This window comes from Zestomonas insulae, assembly GCF_016901015.1.
Taxonomy (GTDB): domain Bacteria; phylum Pseudomonadota; class Gammaproteobacteria; order Pseudomonadales; family Pseudomonadaceae; genus Aquipseudomonas; species Aquipseudomonas insulae.
This window is the reverse complement of the sequence record NZ_JAFEUP010000006.1, coordinates 280,822-299,226: the sequence shown is the minus strand read 5'-3', so window position 1 is coordinate 299,226 and position 18,405 is coordinate 280,822. Positions and strand designations below refer to the sequence as shown.

At 66.4% G+C, this 18,405-nt stretch carries 13 protein-coding genes; 1 reads left to right on the top strand and 12 read right to left on the bottom strand.

Translation table 11 applies throughout. The features are described 5' to 3' along the window. Positions 1–45 precede the first annotated feature (45 nt). The 3 genes from JQX08_RS19890 to JQX08_RS19880 form a co-directional block, all read right to left on the bottom strand. Positions 46–2,502 carry an efflux RND transporter permease subunit gene (locus tag JQX08_RS19890; protein WP_205350160.1) on the bottom strand — a complete coding sequence of 819 codons (2,457 nt, stop codon included), beginning with the start codon at positions 2,500–2,502 and terminating at the stop codon, positions 46–48. Positions 2,503–2,526: 24 nt separating this feature from the next. Continuing rightward, positions 2,527–3,585 carry a WD40/YVTN/BNR-like repeat-containing protein gene (locus JQX08_RS19885; protein ID WP_346727618.1) on the bottom strand — a complete coding sequence of 353 codons (1,059 nt, stop codon included), beginning with the start codon at positions 3,583–3,585 and terminating at the stop codon, positions 2,527–2,529. 198 nt (positions 3,586–3,783) lie between these two features. After that, positions 3,784–5,502, bottom strand: coding sequence for a DUF1302 domain-containing protein (locus JQX08_RS19880; RefSeq protein ID WP_205350159.1), 1,719 nt, complete (start codon positions 5,500–5,502; stop codon positions 3,784–3,786). A gap of 314 nt (positions 5,503–5,816) precedes the next feature. On the opposite strand from JQX08_RS19880, the gene JQX08_RS19875 reads away from it, so the two are divergent. After that, positions 5,817–6,563, top strand: coding sequence for an SDR family NAD(P)-dependent oxidoreductase (locus JQX08_RS19875; RefSeq protein ID WP_205350158.1), 747 nt, complete (start codon positions 5,817–5,819; stop codon positions 6,561–6,563). 149 nt (positions 6,564–6,712) lie between these two features. Here the strand turns inward: JQX08_RS19875 and JQX08_RS19870 are convergent, their stop codons facing one another. The 9 genes from JQX08_RS19870 to JQX08_RS19830 form a co-directional block, all read right to left on the bottom strand. After that, positions 6,713–7,576 (bottom strand): MBL fold metallo-hydrolase, encoded by an 864-nt coding sequence (locus JQX08_RS19870; RefSeq protein ID WP_205350157.1) that lies wholly within the window; start codon positions 7,574–7,576, stop codon positions 6,713–6,715. A gap of 135 nt (positions 7,577–7,711) precedes the next feature. Further along, positions 7,712–9,295 carry an aldehyde dehydrogenase (NADP(+)) gene (locus tag JQX08_RS19865; protein WP_205350156.1) on the bottom strand — a complete coding sequence of 528 codons (1,584 nt, stop codon included), beginning with the start codon at positions 9,293–9,295 and terminating at the stop codon, positions 7,712–7,714. Positions 9,296–9,510: 215 nt separating this feature from the next. Next, positions 9,511–9,948: an acyl-CoA thioesterase gene (locus JQX08_RS19860; RefSeq protein WP_205350155.1), complete on the bottom strand. Its 438-nt coding sequence runs from the start codon at positions 9,946–9,948 to the stop codon at positions 9,511–9,513. Beyond that, positions 9,945–11,096 (bottom strand): iron-containing alcohol dehydrogenase, encoded by a 1,152-nt coding sequence (locus tag JQX08_RS19855; RefSeq protein ID WP_205350154.1) that lies wholly within the window; start codon positions 11,094–11,096, stop codon positions 9,945–9,947. The genes JQX08_RS19860 and JQX08_RS19855 overlap by 4 nt, the downstream gene beginning before the upstream one ends. 207 nt (positions 11,097–11,303) lie before the next feature. After that, complete coding sequence (locus JQX08_RS19850; RefSeq protein ID WP_205350153.1) at positions 11,304–12,857, bottom strand: arylsulfatase; 1,554 nt, start codon at positions 12,855–12,857, stop codon at positions 11,304–11,306. 231 nt (positions 12,858–13,088) lie between these two features. After that, on the bottom strand, positions 13,089–14,456 hold the full coding sequence (locus JQX08_RS19845) for a DUF1329 domain-containing protein (protein ID WP_205350152.1): 1,368 nt from the start codon (positions 14,454–14,456) through the stop codon (positions 13,089–13,091). A 20-nt stretch (positions 14,457–14,476) separates the two neighbouring features. Further along, positions 14,477–16,216, bottom strand: a complete 1,740-nt coding sequence (locus JQX08_RS19840; protein ID WP_239482286.1) for a DUF1302 domain-containing protein — start codon at positions 16,214–16,216, stop codon at positions 14,477–14,479. Positions 16,217–16,335: 119 nt separating this feature from the next. Next, entirely contained in the window at positions 16,336–16,707 is a 372-nt protein-coding gene (locus JQX08_RS19835) for a c-type cytochrome (protein WP_205350150.1), read from the bottom strand. A gap of 131 nt (positions 16,708–16,838) precedes the next feature. Further along, a complete protein-coding gene (locus JQX08_RS19830) occupies positions 16,839–18,287 on the bottom strand; it encodes an arylsulfatase (RefSeq protein WP_205350149.1) in 1,449 nt (482 codons plus the stop codon). Between the last annotated feature and the right edge of the window lie 118 nt (positions 18,288–18,405).

Genomic DNA, 18,405 nt, shown 5'->3' with positions numbered 1-18,405 from the left:
CCGAGCACCGGCCGGCGCGCAGGCGGCGCACCGGCACGGTCCTCGTCAGAGACATTGGGCGGCCGGCACCTTGCGCTGCACGTTGGTGGTCGCCTGCACGCGGGCGGCGTCCGGCGTCGCGCTGCCGCGCAGCAGGAAGTGCGAGAGCGCCGGGATGAGCACCAGGGCGCCGAGCATGTTCCAGAGGAACATGAAGGTCAGCAGGATGCCCATGTCGGCCTGGAACTTGATGGGCGAGAAGGCCCAGGTGATCACCCCGGCGGCCAGCGTCACACCGACCAGCGCGACCACCTTGCCGGTGAAGCGCAGCGCGTAGCAGTACGCCTCGGCGAGCGACGCGCCGGCACGCTGGCGGGCCAGCTGGATGCTCAGCAGGTACAGCGCATAGTCGACGCCGATGCCGACGCCGAGGGCGATCACCGGCAGCGTGGCGACCTTCACGCCCATGCCCAGCGCGACCATCAATGCCTCGCAGAGCACCGAAGTAATCACCAGCGGCACCACGGCGACGATCACCGCGCGCCAGCTGCGGAACGTGACGAAGCACAGCACGATGACCGCCGCATAGACGTACATCAGCATGGTGAAGTTGGCCTTCTTGACCACGATGTTGGTCGCCGCCTCGATGCCGGCGCTACCGGCGGCGAGCAGGAACTGGTGCTCGGGGGTGCTGTGCGCGGCGGCGAACGCCTCGGCGGCCTTGACCACCCGATCGAGCGTCTCGGCCTTGTGGTCGGCCAGGTAGGCGACCACCGGCATCACCGAGCAATCGGTGTTGAACAGCTCCGGGTTGGTGGTGCTGGCGGTACGCGCCGCGTAGTTCAGCACGTCCTGGTTCGGCGGGATCGACAGCCACTTGTTGCTGCCTTCATAAGAGCCGGCGGTGATCTTGCGCACCGCGTCGGCCAGCGACACCGTGCTCTGCACGCCGGGCACCTGCTGCAGCGCCCAACCCAGGCGGTCGGCCTCGATCAGCGTCTGGTACTCGAGGCAGCCTTCCGGGGCGGTCTTGACGATCACCGCGAACTGATCGGTCGACAGCGAGTACCTGTTGGTGATGTAGGCGTTGTCGAGGTTGTAGCGCGAGTTCGGGCGCAGTTCGGAAACCCCGGCATCGAGGTCGCCGATCTTCAGCTGGGTACTGACCATGAAGCCGCCAACCAGCAGGACCAACGATGCCGCGAGCGCCGCCAGCGCCCAGCGCCGTTCGGTGAAGCGCACCAGCAGTTTCCACACACCGCCGAGTTCCGCCTCGTCGGCACGCAGGCTGCGCTGCGCCGCCTTCTGACTGACACCGGTGTAGGAGAGCATCACCGGCAGCAGGATCAGGTTGGTGAACACCAGCAGCGCCACGCCGATGCTGGCGGTGATTGCCAGGTCCTTGATGACCGGAATGTCGATCATCATCAGCACCGCGAAACCCACCGCGTCGGCGGCCAGCGCGGTCAGCCCGGCGAGGAACAGGCGGCGGAAGGTGTAACGGGCGGCGACCAGCTTGTGGGTGCCACGACCGATGTCCTGCATGATGCCGTTCATCTTCTGCGCGCCGTGGGACACGCCGATGGCGAAGACCAGGAACGGCACCAGAATCGAATAGGGGTCCAGCTCGTAGCCGAGCCGGGCGATCAGGCCGAGCTGCCAGAGCACCGCCACGCAGGAGCAGGCCAGCACCAGCAGGGTGCTGCGCAGGCAACGGGTCCAGGCAAAGATGATCAGCGCGGCGATCACTGCCGCGACGGCGAAGTAGAGGATCATCTGCACCAGGCCGTCGAGCAGTTCGCCGACCACCTTGGCGAAGCCGACCAGACGGATCTCGACCTGCGCACTGCCCTGCTCGCCGGAGAACTTGCTGCGTACCGCTTCCAGCTGCTTGGACAGTTCCCAGTAGTCGAGCACCGCCCCGGTGTTCACGTCCTTATCCAGCAGCGGCAGGAAGATCATGCTCGAGCGGTAATCGTTGCCGACCAGGCTGCCGAGCAGTTGCGCGCGGCCGATGTTCTGTTTCAGCTGCTCGATGTTCTCCGCCGAACCGGTGTAGTTGTCGGGCATCACCGGACCGCCGGTGAAACCTTCCTCGGTAACTTCGTTCCAGCGCACCACCGGCATCCACAGCGACTTGACGTTGGCGCGGTCGATACCCGGAGTGAGGAACAGCTCGTCGTTGATTTCCTTGAGCGCCTGCAGGTAGTCCGGCGCGAAGATGTCACCGCTCTTGTTCTCCACCACCACGCGCACCGCATTGCCGAGACCGGCAAGTTCGCTGCGGTTGTCGAGGAAATTGCGGATGTACGGCTGGTGGTGCGGAATGGTCTTCTCGAACGCCGCGTTGAACGTCAGCTTGGTCGCATCCCAGCCCAGCAGCAGCGTGGCCAGTGCACAGAGGATCACCACCAGCAGGCGATGGTTGAAGATCAGCCGCTCGAGCCAGCTGCCGGACTTGCGGTCGAACGCCTTCAGGTCGCGGATCGTCTGCAGGTTGTCGTCGAATTTGTTGGTGTTCATTACCTATCCCCAACGGATCTGTTGTTACTGCAGGTTTTCCACGCGCACGCCACCGATGCCGGCCAGCGCGATAGCGCCACCAGCAGCCGGGGCCACAGCGAAGTTCGGGGCGACACGGCGCGGCTTGACCGGCGCGAAGCTAGCGCCCTGGTCCCGCGAGCGAAGGATTTGTCCGGCCTGGCTGACCAGCACAAGGGAGCCGTCGCCGAGCGCGGTGCCGGCAGTCAGGCCGGCATGCACATGGGTCTCGACCTTGCTCCAGCTGGCGCCACCATCGACGCTGCGATACGCGTTGCCGCGCAGTCCGTAGACCAGCACCATGTCGCGATTGCCGAGCAGACCGAACAGCGTGCCCTCGTAGGGCAGCGCCACCGGCTGGAAGCGCTGGCCGGCGGCATCGAGCTTGAGCACCAGGCCCTGCTCCCCGACGATGAACAGCGAGCCGCCCGCCGGACGGATGCCGTAGAGGTGCATGCCGCGCGGGTTGTCGATGCGGTCGAGCCACGGCGTCCAAGTCTTGCCACCGTCCTCGGTGCGCAGGATCAGGTTGAACGCGCCGACCACGAAGCCCTTCTGCTCGTTCTCGAACCAGACATCCAGCAGCGGCTTGTCGGCGCCCTGCGCGGCAAGGGACTCCGCCTCCTGCTGCAGGCGCTGCGCCTCTGGGTCGTCGGCGTTGGCCGCCGCGCCGTAGCGCTTGCTGACCAGTTCGGCGATCTGCCGGCCGTCGAGCTGCTTGTTCCAGGTCACGCCACCGTCGGCGCTGTGCAGGATCACCCCTTCATGGCCGACCGCCCAGCCCTGCTGGGCGCTGGGGAACGCCAGGGCGGTCAGGTCGGAACTGACCGGAACCTGCGCCTGGCGCCAGGTCTGGCCATCGTCGGAATAGAGAATGTGGCCGCGCTGCCCGGCGGCAATCGTCCGACCACCCGCCGCTGCCAGTGCATTGAGCGGAGAAAGCAGCGCCTTGGTACTCGGCGCGGCGGCCAGGTCCATGGGCGAAGTGAACACGGGTTGCGCGACGGCCGGACCGGCCAGCGCGGCGAGAATCGCAAGCCGGGTGCAGATACGTTTTACCAGCACGTTTGTACCCTCGAATCGGTGCGCCTAAGCGCCTACTGCGGAACGGCAAGAGCAGGACCATCCTGCTCGGAGCCAATGAATCGGCGTCCCTGTCATGCCGGCGTGAACCACGCATGGAGAAAAGCCATCGCCCCACCGCGGGGACGGTGAGGCGAAGGCCCCACCCGGCAGCCAGCGGCCGGGTGGATCGCGCTGAGGTCAGAGCGTGGTTTTGAAGGTGAAGAACACCGCGCCGCGGTCTTCCAGGGCCGACTGAGCGCCACTGGTGGTGCGCAGGGAGCCATTGGGGTTCTTCGAGATGTCGCCAAAGTAGTCGACATACTTCAGGTCGAAGCGGTAGCGGCTGTACAGGTCCAGAGCCACGCCGACCGCGTAGCTGCCGGCATCTTCGTTGCCGCCGGAGGCGACTGCGGAGTTGCCGTTCAGGCCGCGCGAGTAGCTGAGCGGCAAGGACACGTCGCCACCCGGGAACACCTGGTACCAGACCGGCGTGAAGTTCACCGCCGCGCCATAGGCACTGCGAGTCACCGCATCGATGTTGAGCGGGTTGGACTTGTACAGGGAGGTCCCTTTGAACACGTTGTTCGGGTCGTCGGTGACCGACAGCCAACGGCTCGCCGTCAGCTCGGCCGACCAGGAAGCGCCGTCGTACACCGCCGTCGGGCTGAGCGAGCCGATCGCGTTGAGCACCCCGTGCAGGGTGTCGCCGCGGGCACCGAGGACATCGCCATCGTCCGGCAGCCGGGCGGGCGAGGTCACCGTCACCGCGCCGCTGTTCAGCGGCATGTTGCGGCGATAGTTGAGGTCCGCACCGAAGCTGATGCCGCCGACTTCCTTCGACAGGCTCAGGCCGTACATGTCGATGTCGTCGCCGTAGTTCGCGAAGTATTTGCAGGACGTCGTGGTGCAATTAAGCGCGGGCGATCCCACCGTAATCATCTGAATGAGCTGCGGCTGGGTGTCGGAGAAGTTGCGCACGTAGAAGCCGAGGGTGCCGTCCAGCCACTCCGGGCTCCAGCGCGCCATCACGCCCCAGTCGCCACGGTCCTCCGGCTCGATATCGTCGCCATGCCCGACACGCCTCCCCCCCAGAACGAGGGACTCGCCGCCCTGCAGGAAGGCGTCACTGAAGCCCAGGTAGGTACCGGCCTCCGGCACGCGCGAAGGACGCCACTCCAGGAAGTACTGCGCGGCAAAGGACAGTTCGGAGGTGGCCTGCAATTGCGCGGAAATCTGGGTGCGCGGCAGGTACAGCTCCTTGGCTTCCACGCCCGGCAGCGCCAGGGCCTTGGCCTGGTCGAGCGGCGCCTGGCCGTAGGAGATACCATGGATCGCGCCGCTACCGAGCAGCGACTCGCCCCAGTTGACCGTGTGACGGCCGAAACGGGCGTTCAGCGGCATGTTGCCGAGGTCGAAGGAGCCGAACACGAAGGCATCCATGATCTCGCCGGACGGCCCGCGGTAGTAGCGCGTGGCGTAGTTGCTCAGACCTTGTGCCGGCCGACCATCTTGCAGATGGTTGGAGGTCGCGGTGTTGTCACCATCCAGATCACCTTCATAGGCCTGGTCGTACCAGCTCGCCGCACTGACCCGCGCGCCGTACTTGCCCTTATAGACCAGGTCGGTCTCGGTGAGGATGTCGAGACGGTTGGCAACCATGCTGTGCTTGTTGAAGTTGCGATCACCGTCGTCGTTGTTCGCGTTGCCGAGAATGGCCTTGGACTGGCTGTCCAGACGCTGACCGATGTTGTAGCGCAGCGTGTTATCGAAGCGCAGCTGCAGGTCCTCGTTACCGGTATCGATCTCGAAAGCCCCCACCTGGCCAGCGGCCGCAATGCACAGCGCCAATGCCGTCAAACGCAGCGCAGAGGAGCTGACAAGCTGAATCTGTTTCGACTTGTTCTTGTTATTCGTCATCTTGGGTGTCTCCTATCTCGCCAAATCACGACTGCGCGCCGACTCCCCGCTCAGTCAGATGAACCTCAATCAACGGATCGAGCGTCACTAGCCTGCCAGCGGGATAGGAATCCTCCCCCTCCCACTGAAGGGGGATTTGCCAGCATCCGAATTGAGGGGGCGGAGCGGCACAAGGCCCGCATCCAGAGCCACCGGGCCAGGGCGCCCGGGCACTTGCGCAGGTGGGGGTTGGCCACCCCCTCTTATGGGAGGCCCGGCGTCCGCGGCCATTACCTACCATCGCCGCGAACCCTCAGTGCAAGAGAGCCCCTTTCATGAAACTGGACAACAAAGTCGCGATCGTCACCGGCGCGGCATCCGGACTCGGCCTGGCCACCTGCCAGGCCCTGGCGGCCGCAGGCGCCACCGTGGTCGGCTTCGATCTCGACCAAGAGAAACTCAGCGCCGCGCTCGGCCCGCAGCTCAAAGGCATCGCGGTGAACGTGGCCGATGAAGCCAGCGTGCAGGCCGGCATCGACGCGGTGCTCGAGACGTACGGGCAGATCCATATCGCGGTGAACTGCGCCGGCATCCTCGGCCCGTGCAAGACCTTGTCGAAAGGCCAGCTGTTCCCCAGCGATCTGTGGAACCGCGTGCTCGCCGTCAACCTCACCGGCACCTTCAACATCATCCGCCACGCCGCCTTGGCGATGAGTGCGAACGACCCTGAAGACACCGGCGAGCGCGGCGTGATTATCAACACCGCCTCCGGCGCGGCCCGCGAAGGACAGATGGGCCAGGCCGCCTACAGCGCCAGTAAGGCCGGTGTGATCGGCATGACCCTGCCGATCGCCCGCGACCTGGCCGAACATGGCATCCGTGTGGTGACCCTGGCGCCTGGACTGTTCGAGTCCGGCATGTCGGCCGGCATGCCGGCGAAGGTCTCGGAAAGCATCGTTGGCAGCCTGCTGTTCCCGCGCCGCATGGGCCTGCCGAGCGAGTTCGCCGCGCTGGTGCAGCACGTGATCGAGAACGCCTACCTGAATGCACTGACCCTCGACATCCAGTGCGGCACGCGCTGAGCGCGCAGCCGAGCAACCGGCGGGGCCATAGGCGCCGCCGGGCTGTTCGAGGGTAGTGATTGGCAACGCAGTGCCGCAGGCGAAGCGCAGCTAGCGGATTCGCCACTGCCATGCGGGCTACTGCCGACTAACGCGACGGCGGCAAGCGCTCAGCTGTCGAGCCGAGTGAGCTCGGCGTGTTGGTCGAACGGCTGGTAGCGCGATTGCCGATCGCGATTGACCCTGAGCATCGCCACCTCGGGATCGCGGGCCAGCACCAGCCGGCCGCCGATCGCCACCAGGTGGTCGAGCAGGCGTTCCTTCTCCTCGACCAGGCATTCGGGATTGCGGTCCAGCGCGCTGGTCACGTCGAGCCGCAGCCAGGGTGCACCGGGCAGCAGGTCGCCAGCGAAGATCACCTTGCCGGCGGGCATGTCGATCTCTGGCAGCAACTGCCCCGGGGTGAAGCCATCGCTGCTCTGCAGGTGCCAGCCGGGGCCCAGCAACGCCGAGCTGCTGCGGTCGATCAGCACCAGGCGCCCGCTGCTTTCCAGCTGGCTAATGAGCGGCGCGACGAACAGCGCGCGGTCCAGCGGATGCGGGCGCTGTGCGCGCAGCCAATGGCGCTCGCCGACCAGGTAACGCGCGCGCGGGAACAGCAGGCGCGGCAGCTCGCCGCCGCGCAGCGCAGCCTGCAGCTCCGGGGGCAGCCGGGCTTGCAGGTGGGTGAGCAGTACCAGGTGGACATCCTCTTCGCGCAGCCCGTGCCGCGCCAGGCTGTCGAGCAGACCGACGCTGTGCGGTTGGCAGCGACAGGCGCGCGGCAGCGGTGCCAGCAGGCTGTCGCTGCCGGCCAGCACCAGGATGTTCTGCTGTTCTTGCTGCACCAGCAGCGCACGCGAAGCCAGGCTGATCTGGTTGTTGTGATCGGGGGTCATCCAGGCGGCCCACAACGGCCGGGGCGTCGCGCCGAACATCACCCCACCGTCGAGTCGCCGGGGCTGGCCGGCGAGGGTGGAAAGCCTACGGTTCACGACCTTTACCTCTTGCAGCAACACACCCGCGCCACGCGGCGACGGGTCTTTCAGGCTGGCCACGATAGCGGCCGGCATGCGCCAGGCGCCCCTCCCGTGATGAGGGGCGCTGACGCATGCCGCTAGCGCGCGGGGCTAGCGCTGCACGGGCTCGCGGCTCGGCACCCCATCCAGCAAACGCAGCAGGCCGAGCGGGTTGGCGTCCTGCAGGGCTTCCGGCAGCAGTTCATCGGGGTAGTTCTGGTAGCACAGCGGGCGCAGGAAGCGGTCGATCGCAACGGTGCCGACCGACGTGCCGCGGGCATCCGAGGTGGCCGGATAGGGGCCGCCGTGCACCATGGCGTCGCAGACTTCCACGCCGGTCGGGTAGCCGTTGACCAGCAGGCGTCCGGCCTTGTGCTCGAGCAGCGGCACCAGATGGCGGAAGCGCTGCAGATCGCCAGGCTCACCAATCAGCGTCGCCGCCAGCTGGCCGCGCAGCGCCTGCAAAGCGCGCTGCAGCTCGGCGGCATCGGCCACTTCGACGACCACGGTGAGCGGCCCGAAGACTTCTTCCTGGAGCAATTCGTCGCCGCTCAGCAGCAGGCTGGCGTCGGCCTGGAACACCTGCGGCTGCGCCTGCCGGCCGGCTTGCGCCGCGCCTGCCAGATGGCGCACGCCGGGGTGCGCATGCAGGGCCGCGACACCGTGCTCGTAGCTGCGCAGGATGCCGGCGTTGAGCATGGTCTGCGCCGGCTGGTCAGCCATGCGCGCGGTGAAACGCTCGAGGAAGGCACTCAGTTCTGGCGAACGGATGCCGAGCACCAGGCCCGGGTTGGTGCAGAACTGTCCACAGCCGAGCACCACGGAGGCGGCCAGCTCTTCGGCAATGCGCTCGCCGCGCTGCTGCAGTGCCTCGGGTAGCAGCACCACCGGATTGATGCTGCTCATCTCGGCGAACACCGGGATCGGCTGCGGGCGCGCCGCGGCCAGATCGCACAGCGCGCGACCACCCTTGAGCGAGCCGGTGAAACCGACCGCCTGGATCGCCGGATGCTTGACCAGCAGCTCGCCGACCCCACTGCCGTAGATCATGCTGAACACCCCGGCGGGCATGCCGGTGGCCAGTGCGGCACGGACAATGGCACCGGCCACGTACTCGGCGGTGGCCATGTGGCCGCTGTGCGCCTTGACGATCACCGGGCAGCCGGCGGCCAGCGCCGCGGCAGTGTCACCACCGGCGGTGGAGAACGCCAGCGGGAAGTTGGCGGCGCCGAACACCGCCACCGGGCCGACGCCCAGGCGGCACTGGCGCAGATCGGCGCGCGGCAGCGGCTGGCGCCCGGGTTGCGCGCGGTCGATGCGCGCGCCGAGGAAATCACCGCGGCGCAGCGCCTGGGCGAACAGGCGCAGCTGGTTGCTGGTGCGCGCCCGCTCGCTCAGCACGCGCGCCGGCGGCAACGCGGTCTCACGGGTCACGGTGGCGAGGAAGCTGGCGTCCAGCGCGTCCAGTTCAGCGGCGATGGCGTCGAGGAACTCGGCGCGTCGGGCCGGCGCCAGGCTGCGGAACGCCGGGTAGGCGGCCTCGGCGCCCCGCGCGGCGGCATCGACTTCTTCTGCGGTGGCCTGCACGAAGCTGCCGGGCAAGGCTTCGCCAGTGCCGGCATCGAAGCTGTTGAGCAGAAGGGTGCCGGCAGCGCTGCGCACGCCGGCGATGAAGTTGTAACCGGTCAGGGACATGGCATTTCCTGCAGGCTGAAAGGGATAGAAAAAGCTATGTCCGTAGGAGCGAATTCATTCGCGATGCAGGTGGCACGGAGCCGCCCTCTTCGCGGATAAATCCGCTCCTACAAAACGCCCGCGTCCAGGCACCCGTTACCGGAGACATAGCCGTAGAAAACTCGACGTCCCCCGCCAGCCACGTGGCGGCGACCGGGGCGCCAGCGAAGCGACAACTAGTCGACCAGGGTGAGCAGCTCGTCGCGCACCAGCTGGGGGATGGCCACCGGCTTGTTGCTGGCCCGATCGACATACACGTAAACCACGTAGCCGAGTGCCGACGCCTCGCTCTCGCCGTTGCGGAACACCCCCAGCTCGTAGCGCGCGCTGCTGTTGCCCAGGTGGGCGATGCGCAGGCCGATGGTCACCTGATCGGGGAAGGTGATCGACGAGAAGAAGGTGCAGCTCGACTCGACGATCAGGCCGATGACCGGGCTGTTGTCGATGTCCAGGGTGCCCTGCTCGACGAGGAACTGGGTGATCGCCGAATCGAAGAACGAGTAGTAGACGACGTTCTGCACGTGACCATAGGAATCATGGTCGCCCCAGCGCGTGCCGAGGGTGTAGGAACGGCGGAAGTCCTCGCGGCGAGGACGGGGGGCTTTGTTGCTCATAGAACTTCTCGGTAGATGGCGCGGACGTCGTCCAGCTGGACCTCGCGCGGGTTGTTGCCGAGCAGGCGCTGCTGCTTCATCGCATCCACCGCCAGGCTCTCGATATCGGCCTCGCCGATGCCCACGTCGCGCAGGCGGGTCGGCAGCTGCAGCGCGCCGGCCAGGCCGCCGAGGTGATCGGCCAGGGCGCGGGCCTTGTCGTGGTCGCTGCCGGTCAGGTTCGGCAGCACGATCTCGGCGAGTTGCGCGTACAGCGGCGCCACGCTGTCGAGGTTGAAGCGCATCACCGGGCCGAGGACCAGGGCATTGGACACCCCGTGCGGCACATGGAAGCGCGCGCCGATCGGGTAGGCCAGCGCATGCACGGCAGCCACCGGTGAGTTGGCGAAAGCCATGCCGGCCAGGCAGGCACCCATCAGCATATTTTCCCGCGCGACCAGATCGGCACCGTCACGGCAGGCTTGCTGCAGGCTGCCGGACAGCAGGCGCAGCGCCTCGCGCGCCAGGCAGTCGGAGATCGGGTTCTTCAGATTGCGACTGGTGTAGGCCTCCACCGCGTGGACCATGGCGTCGATGCCAGTCGCCGCGGTGATATGCGCCGGCAGGCCGAGCGTCAGCTCAGCGTCCAGCACCGCCAGGTCGGGCAGCAGGGTCGGCGAATAGACCACGTTCTTTTGGCCCTCACCGGTGGTAACCACCGACACCGAGGTCACCTCGGAGCCGGTACCAGCGGTGGTCGGCACCAGGATCAGCGGCAGGCGTTGCCCCTTGCTGACGTTGATGCCGTAGATCTGGGTCAGCTCCTCGCCACCGCGAATCAGCAGGGCAGCGAGCTTGGCGGCGTCCAGTGAACTACCGCCGCCAAAGCCAACCACGCAGTCCGCGCCGCAGGCCTTGCCTGCTTCCACCGCGGCGAGAATCACCGACTCAGGTGGATCAGCCTGCACCTCGGCGAACACCTGCACCGGCACGCCGGCCTCGGCAAAGCCGGCCAGCACGCCGTCGAGCAGGCCCGCGGCGACGACGCCGGCGTCGGTGACCAGCAGCACCGAGCTGCCGCCCAGGCCACGCACGTGGGTGGCGAGACGGGTGGCGGCACCGCGCTCGATGACCATCGAGCGGGTGGTATTGAATGCCATCGATAGCATGGGAAAGAGCCTCAAATGGATGACTTCGGCAACCTTCACGCGGCAGTGCCGCGGAGTGTTCTGTTCATCACCATATAGGCTCGCCATCCGCACCAGCCCCCTCCCTCCGAGGGGGAAAACGGCCGAGGCACACAGCGGCGCCAGCAAGGCTGGCGCTGGTTTGTGCCTGCCCCGGCTAGCGCATTCCGAGGCAGGTTGGGAGGGGCGTTACTGAGCGCTGGCCGGGGCCTTCTGCAGGCTGCTCAGCGCACGCTTCAGGGCGAGGCTCTGGTAGTTGATGTTGGCCGGATTGAGGCTAACGCCCTCCTGGAATGGGTACTGCGGGATGGTCGCCATGAACTTCTGGATCTCGGCCTGAACCGGCACGAACAACCACATCTGGTCGCCCTTCCAGCGGGTGAACAGGCTGGATTCGCGTTGCGCGGTTTCGAACGGGTCGGCCTTCAGGTTGACGATCTGCGGCCAGTTGGTGACCTTGCGCGATCCCGAGCCGACCGAGCCTTCGGTCTGGGCGAAGCTGATTTTCCAGTCCTTCCAGCGCAGCGCGTTCAGCTCGCCGGCCTGGGAGAAGTAGAAGTACTCCTCGCGCGGGCTGTCCTTGGCCTCACCTTTGAAGAACGGCAGGAAGTTGTAGCCGTCCAGGTGCACCTTGAACTGCTTGCCATTCAGCTCGCTGCCTTTGGCCATCTCGGCGACCAGATTCGCGTCACCGGCAGCGGCGGCCAAGGTCGGCATCCAGTCGTTGTGCGCGATCAGGTTGTTGTAATGGCTGCCGGCTTTCAGCACACCCGGCCACTTGACCAGCAGCGGCACGCGGTGACCGCCCTCGTTGCTGCTGCCCTTTTCGCCATGGAACGGCGAGGTACCGCCATCCGGCCAGGTGGCTTTCTGCGCGCCGTTGTCGGTGGTGTAGATGACGATGGTGTTGTCGGCGATGCCCAGCTCGTCGAGCTTGTTGAGCAGTTGGCCGATCTGGCCGTCATGTTCGACCATGCCGTCGGGGTACAGGCCGATGCCAGTCTTGCCGTCGATTTCCTTCTTCAGGTGGGTCCAGGCATGCATGCGCGTGCTGTTGAACCAGACGAAGAACGGCTTGTCGGCCTTGTGCGCCTTGTCGATGAAGTTCTCGGTGGCTTGGACCACTTCGTCATCGATGGTCTCCATGCGCTTGCGGTTCAGCGGGCCGGTGTCTTCGATCTTGCCGTCGGCATAGCTATGGATCACCCCGCGTGGGCCGTACTTTTTGCGGAACGCCGGGTCCTTCGGATAGTAGTAGCCCTCCGGCTCTTCCTCGGCATTCAGGTGATAGAGGTTGCCGAAGAACTCGTCGAAACCGTGCTTGGTCGGCAGGTGCTTGTCGCGGTCACCCAAGTGGTTCTTGCCGAACTGGCCGGTGGTGTAGCCCTGCTGCTTCATCACGTCGCCGATGGTCGGCGCCCAGTCAGGGATGCCGTGCTCGGCGCCGGGCATGCCGATGGTCAGCAGGCCGGTGCGGAACGGATGCTCGCCGAGGGCGAAGGCCGAGCGGCCGGCGGTGCAGGACTGCTCGCCGTAGGCGTGGGTGAACAGCGCACCCTCGTTGGCAATGCGGTCGATGTTCGGCGTTTCGTAGCCCATCATTCCCTGGTTGTAGGCACTGAGGTTGTAGTAACCCACGTCGTCGCCAAAGATCACCAGGATGTTCGGCTTGTCCGCCGCATGCGCACCCAACGCGGCGCCTGCCAGTGCCAAGGCACTCAGCAGTTTTGCTATACCCGCCATATCGAAGTCTCCGGTTCGATTCGAATGAATGGCCGGGCGACGATCGCCGCCCTGCCCTAGCCCATGGACAGTAGGCGGGTCCGGGGGCTCCGGCACCCCTCCCTCGGAGTGGGTGAGGTGAGCCTGGCCATGCCGACCGTCGGAGGTTCGCCAGAATGGACAACGTGGCCGGCGAGGTTGCCCTCGCGCGACCACCGCTGCAGATGAAGCCTGGCTCGTCGCAAATGACGGCTAGCGCAGACCGTCGGTGCGCAGCGCCGCCGGGGTGAAGTCGAAGTACTTCGCGGCCTGGCCGTACTTGGTGGTGCTCGGCTCCTGGTTGCGCATGCCGAGCGCCAAGTAGCGGCCGGACATCAGATCGTAAAGGGTCTCGACCGCCAGGTAGGACGCCTGCTGCTGGTAGTGGTACAGCGCATGGCCTTCGGCGACGCGCCACAGCTGGCCGCGGCCGTCGTAGTGGTCGACCTCGGCGATCTGCCAGGTGTCCTCGTCGACGTACATGTGGCGCTTGGAGTAGACATGACGGGCACCGGACTTGAGGGTCGCCACCACTTCCCAGACCCGGTGCAGCTCGTAACGGGTGTGGTCGGGGTTGATGTGGCCGGCCTTGACGATGTCGTCGTAGCTGAGTGTCGGCGACTCCAGCGCGTAGCTGTTGTAGGGGATGTACAGCTCCTTCTTGCCGACCAGTTTCCAGTCGTAGCGATCCGGCGCGCCGTTGAACATGTCCAGGTTATCCGCGGTGCGCAGGCCGTCGGCGGCGGTGCCCGGGCCGTCGTAGGCGACCTGCGGCGCACGCCGCACGCGGCGTTGGCCGGCGTTGTAGATCCAGGCCATGCGCGGCTCGGTGATCTGGTTGAGGGTTTCATGGGCGAGCACCGCGGTACCGGCCAGACGCGCCGGCGCGGTGACCCGCTGCTTGACCATGTACAGCATGCTGCCCTTCTTCTCCGCCGGGAAATCGGCGACCTGCTCGGGGTACACCTGCTCTTCCTCGAAGCGGACCGGCGTGTAGGCGCCGTTCACCTGCGGGGTGACCTGGATGTAGCTGCGCCAGTAGTTGCCGCCCACGTAGCGGGTGATGTGGTTCCACAGCACTTCGACGCCATTCTTGGGGATCGGGAAGGCGTAGTAGCCGCTCTTTTCGAAGCTGCTCAGGCCGTCGCCACCGTTGATCGGCTGCACCTGCAGCGCGCTTTTGCGCGCCGCGTCCTGAATCGCCGTCGGCACCGTGGCGGTGCGATGCGAGGCATACACGGGAATGCGGTAGCTCTGCGGGTAGCGCTTGAACAACGCCAGCTGGCCATCGGTCAGCTTGTCGCGGTACTGCTCGGCGTTGGCGGCGGTAATCACGAACAGTGGCTTTTCGCTGGCGAACGGGTTGGCGAGGAAGCCGCCGGACGAAACCGTGCCGGCGTCCTTCGGCAAGCCGCCGGTCCAGGCCGGAATGCTGCCGTCGGCGTTGCCGGCCTTCTGCGCGCCGAGCGGTGTGAGGGCGGCGCCCAGTTGCGCGGCTTCGTCGGCGGAAACTGCGGCCATCACCTGACCAGCCAGCAGGCTGAGCGCCAGGATGCAGCCTTTGTAAAGAATCTTGTTCATGCTCTTGCTCCTGGAAAAACTTAGAAGTTCACGCCGAGGCTCAGCGAAACGAAGTCGCGGTCGACGTCGGTGTTGAAGTCGCCGCCGAAGTTGTTGGTGTAACTGAGGCTGGCCGTGTAGGTGTTGCGGTAGTCGGCGTCGAGGCCCAGACCGACCGACTTGGCGCCCTCGTTGAACACCGGGCCGTAGCCGTCCACGTCATGCGACCAGAACACGTTCGGCGCCAGGTTCACCCCGGCGAACACGTCGCTGTACTTGAGGTTGGTAAACGCGCGGTAGCCCCAGGAATTGGCGGTGTAGTAGCCGTGGCGGCCACCCTGGACGATGTCGCCGTACACCGAGTCGCGGCCGTAGCGCTGGGTGTCCAACGACTCCAGACCACCGACGTGGGTGAGGCCCACCTCGACCGCCACGCTCAGCGAGGTGGCGCCCAGCACCGGGTCGAACAGGTGCAGGAAGCTGGTCTGCGCCTGGGTGACTTCCTTGCGCTTCCAGCCCTGCAGCACCTGGCCCTCCTCGGCCTGCACGGTCGGCTCGATGTCGGAGCCGGTCAACGCGCGGAAGGTCGGGTTCAGTGCGCCGCCGAACAGGTCGGCGGTGTTGATGCCGATCGGCGCGTTGGGCCGGTAGCTGATCTCGCCGCTCCACGCGGTGCCGGTGGGCAGCTCGGTGGCGAAGCTGGCGCCATACAGGTGGATGTCTTCCGGGTAATCGAGGAAGTAGCTGGTGTTGCCGGCACCGGTGGCCAGGCCCAGAGCGAACTGCAGATCGGGGTCGCCGAGCGCAGCGAAGCCCGGATCGTTGTTGATGAAGTCGGTCACGCCGCTGGCGGTGCGCAGACTGAAACGCGGCGCGCGCGAGTGATAGTTCATGAAATAGGCGCCGTACTCCACGCCATCACCCAACCAGCGCAGGGCCATACCGTACTGACCGCTGTCACGCGGGTCGTTGTTCTTCTCGCGGCGGATGATCACCCCTTCCGGATCGCTGACCCCGAAGCCCAGGCCCGCGGCCGCGGCGATCGGCTCGAGCGGGGCGACGCCGGCCATGCCGCCGTTGAGGTTGTTGTTGCAGCCCTTGGCCACCGGGTCGGCGCCGAAGAAGGTGCCGCAGTTGTCCAGGGCGTAGGGCTTCCACTCCAGCTGGTAGAACGCCTCAAGGCTGAGGTTATCGCTGAGGCCCTGGGCCAGGTAGAACATGTTGACCGGGATCAGGCCTTCCTTCAGCTCGGAACCGGGGCGGCGCAGGGCGGCGACGTCGAGCGGGTTGATCGAGTTGATCGAGTTGCCGATGAACAGGCTCTCGCCCCAGCTCACCACCTGCTTGCCGATACGCGCGTCGCCGGGGTGCTCGGCCAGCTCGTAGCGCTGTGAGACGAACGCATCGAGGATCTGCGCGCCGGACGAGCGCGCCGACATCTCGCGACCGTCGTCGCTGATCTGCTTGAACGGCCGACTCTCGTCCTGCAGCTCGAAGTCGTACCAGTACTTGCCGCGCACGAACGCGCGGGTGTCGCCGTAGCTCAGCTCGAGGTCGTGCACGCCCTTGAATATCTTCGAGAAGGTCTCGCCCTTCTTGAAGTTCAGCCGCCCGTCGTCGCCGGACGAGGAGAAGCCGCGGCCGCCGTTGGTGCTGTCGATCAGTTTGCTGCTGGGGTCCTCGGTGGCCCAGCTGGCGCCAATCGACAGGGCCGAGTCGAACTGCCCCTGCAGCTCGCCGAAGGTGAACGGCGCGCCGAACGCCGCGCCGGAGGCGGCCATGGAAATCGCGCTGGCCAGCAGGTAACGCCGGAAGTGTGTGTTGTGCACTGGAGGTGTCCTTCTTGTTGTTGTCGCTCTGGCAGCCGGTTGGCAGGCGTGCCGATTCAGATGGCCGCGGCCTAGCCGGCCTGCTGCAGGAAACACAGCACGGCCTGGCGCTCACCGGCATTGCGCAGGCCGCCAAAGGCCATCGCCGTATCGGGGAACATCTTTGCGGGGGAGGTCAGCCAGCGATCGAGCTGCTCGACGGTCCAGGTGCTGTTCGCCCCGGCCAGGTCCGTCGAATAGGTGAAGCCAGGCACCGAGCCGATGCGCCGGCCAACCACGCCGGCGAGGTGCGGGCCGACGCGATCGGCATCGAGGGCGTGACAGGCGGCGCACTTGCTCTGGAAGGCCTGTTGGCCAGCAGCGACGTCGCAGTCGGCGGCCTGGCTGGCAAGGCTGAGCGCCAGCAGCGAGGGGCCGGCCAGCGAGCGGATCAGGTGATGCATCTTGAGGTTCCCCAGCAACTATTGGCGGTGAACCTAAGGTGACATTCGAGGCGTTTTGCTAATCGCTGGGCAGCGCCAGAGATTTGCCATTGAGCGCCAATCGACTCCGACTGGCGCTCAATGGCAACCGGTCATTGCGGCGGGCTGTAAGGATCGGGCGTGCCGGCCTCAATCGGCGGGTATTTTTTAAAGCTCGCCTTGAGCTGGCCGGCGATGCTCATCATGCGCGGCACCGCCCAAGTGTTTTCCACCGTCACGCTGTGCTCTTCGCGCAGGTCGGTGAGCAGGTTGTACAGGCGCGGCAGCGGCAGCACCACCGCCGGGTCGTACATGTTGTCCTGCTGGATCAGCTGCAGCTTCCAGTTGCGCCACTTGATGGCCGACAGCCGATCGGCGACGTAGGCCGGGAAGCCCTCGCGGTTGGAGTTCGCCTGCTTGCCGGTGAGGAACGCCAGCTGATCGACGCCGTCCACCGCGCGGTCGCTCGGCACCTGGGCGCCGCCGACCTGCGCCAGGGTGGTGTAGAGGTCGACGATATGGACGATCTCGTTGCTGACCTTGCCGGCCGGCACCTGACCGGGCCAGCGCATGATGAACGGCGCGCGCAGGCTGGCTTCCATGGCGGTGAAATAGGTGCCGCGCCACGGGCCGTTGGCGCCTTCCCAGGGGTGGGTGGCCTCGCCGCCGTTGTCGCTGGCGAGGATCACCAGGGTGTTCTGCTCGACGCCGGCGGCCTTCAGCGCATCGAGGATCTGCCCGGCACGGTGGTCCACTTCGGCCAGGGCGTCGGCCCACGAGCCGTTGCCGGTCTTGCCGACGAACTCGGGGTTGGGCAGCGTCGGCATGTGCACCAGGGAGAACGGGATGTAGGCCAGGAAGGGTTTGCCGGCGGCCGCATTGCGCTTGATGAAGGCGGTGGCGCGCTCGGCGATCTCGGCGTCGAGATTGCGCTTGCTGGCCAGGTCGAGCTTCTTCACCTGGCGTGCGGCTTCGCCCTTGCGCGCCTCGTAGATGTACTGCGGCGGCATCAGCTTCTCGTCCCAGCCCTGCTTGCTGCCAATCGTCGGTCCGCCATCGACGCTCTCGTCGGCGTGCGACCACATGGCTTCGTCGTAGGTACGCGGCACGCCATACCACTCGTCGAAGCCCTGGTTGGTCGGGAAGCGCGTCTCGCTGCTGCCCAGGTGCCACTTGCCCCAGATGCCGGTGGCATAGCCCTTGGCCGAAAGCAGCTCGGCCAGGGTAACTTCCCAGAGGGTCAGGCCTTCCGGCGAGCCGGCACCGGACACCTTGTAGGTGCCGGAACGGATCGAGAAGCGCCCGGTCATCAACGCCGAGCGCGACGGCGTGCACTGCGCCTCGACGTTGAAGTTGGTCAGGCGCACGCCCTCGGCGGCCAGCTGGTCGATGCGCGGCGTCTCGGCGCCGCGCAGGATGCCGCCGCCATACGCGCCCAGCTCGCCATAGCCGAGGTTGTCGTAGAGCATGATGACGATGTTCGGCGGAGCCGTTGCCGCCCAGGTGGCGGGCACCATCAACAGGGCGCCGCAGAGCGCCAGACAGGACAGACGGAATTTCATGGGACTTCCTCCAGGCGCTACCCGCGGGTGGAAAAAAGTTTAGGCAGCATGCCGGGACGGTAACCGCACCGGAACCAAACACGCTCGCCCTTCGACGCCAAAGAATTGCTTTTCGACG

Excerpts from the sequence above, each read along its gene's own strand:
- JQX08_RS19865 (WP_205350156.1), bottom strand. The coding sequence starts at position 9,295 with ATGTCCCTGACCGGTTACAACTTCATCGCCGGCGTGCGCAGCGCTGCC.
- JQX08_RS19855 (WP_205350154.1), bottom strand. The coding sequence starts at position 11,096 with ATGCTATCGATGGCATTCAATACCACCCGCTCGATGGTCATCGAGCGC.
- JQX08_RS19875 (WP_205350158.1), top strand. The coding sequence starts at position 5,817 with ATGAAACTGGACAACAAAGTCGCGATCGTCACCGGCGCGGCATCCGGA.
- JQX08_RS19840 (WP_239482286.1), bottom strand. The coding sequence starts at position 16,216 with ATGGCCGCCTCCGGCGCGGCGTTCGGCGCGCCGTTCACCTTCGGCGAG.
- JQX08_RS19880 (WP_205350159.1), bottom strand. The coding sequence starts at position 5,502 with ATGACGAATAACAAGAACAAGTCGAAACAGATTCAGCTTGTCAGCTCC.
- JQX08_RS19835 (WP_205350150.1), bottom strand. The coding sequence starts at position 16,707 with ATGCATCACCTGATCCGCTCGCTGGCCGGCCCCTCGCTGCTGGCGCTC.
- JQX08_RS19830 (WP_205350149.1), bottom strand. The coding sequence starts at position 18,287 with ATGAAATTCCGTCTGTCCTGTCTGGCGCTCTGCGGCGCCCTGTTGATG.
- JQX08_RS19850 (WP_205350153.1), bottom strand. The coding sequence starts at position 12,857 with ATGGCGGGTATAGCAAAACTGCTGAGTGCCTTGGCACTGGCAGGCGCC.
- JQX08_RS19890 (WP_205350160.1), bottom strand. The coding sequence starts at position 2,502 with ATGAACACCAACAAATTCGACGACAACCTGCAGACGATCCGCGACCTG.
- JQX08_RS19860 (WP_205350155.1), bottom strand. The coding sequence starts at position 9,948 with ATGAGCAACAAAGCCCCCCGTCCTCGCCGCGAGGACTTCCGCCGTTCC.
- JQX08_RS19845 (WP_205350152.1), bottom strand. The coding sequence starts at position 14,456 with ATGAACAAGATTCTTTACAAAGGCTGCATCCTGGCGCTCAGCCTGCTG.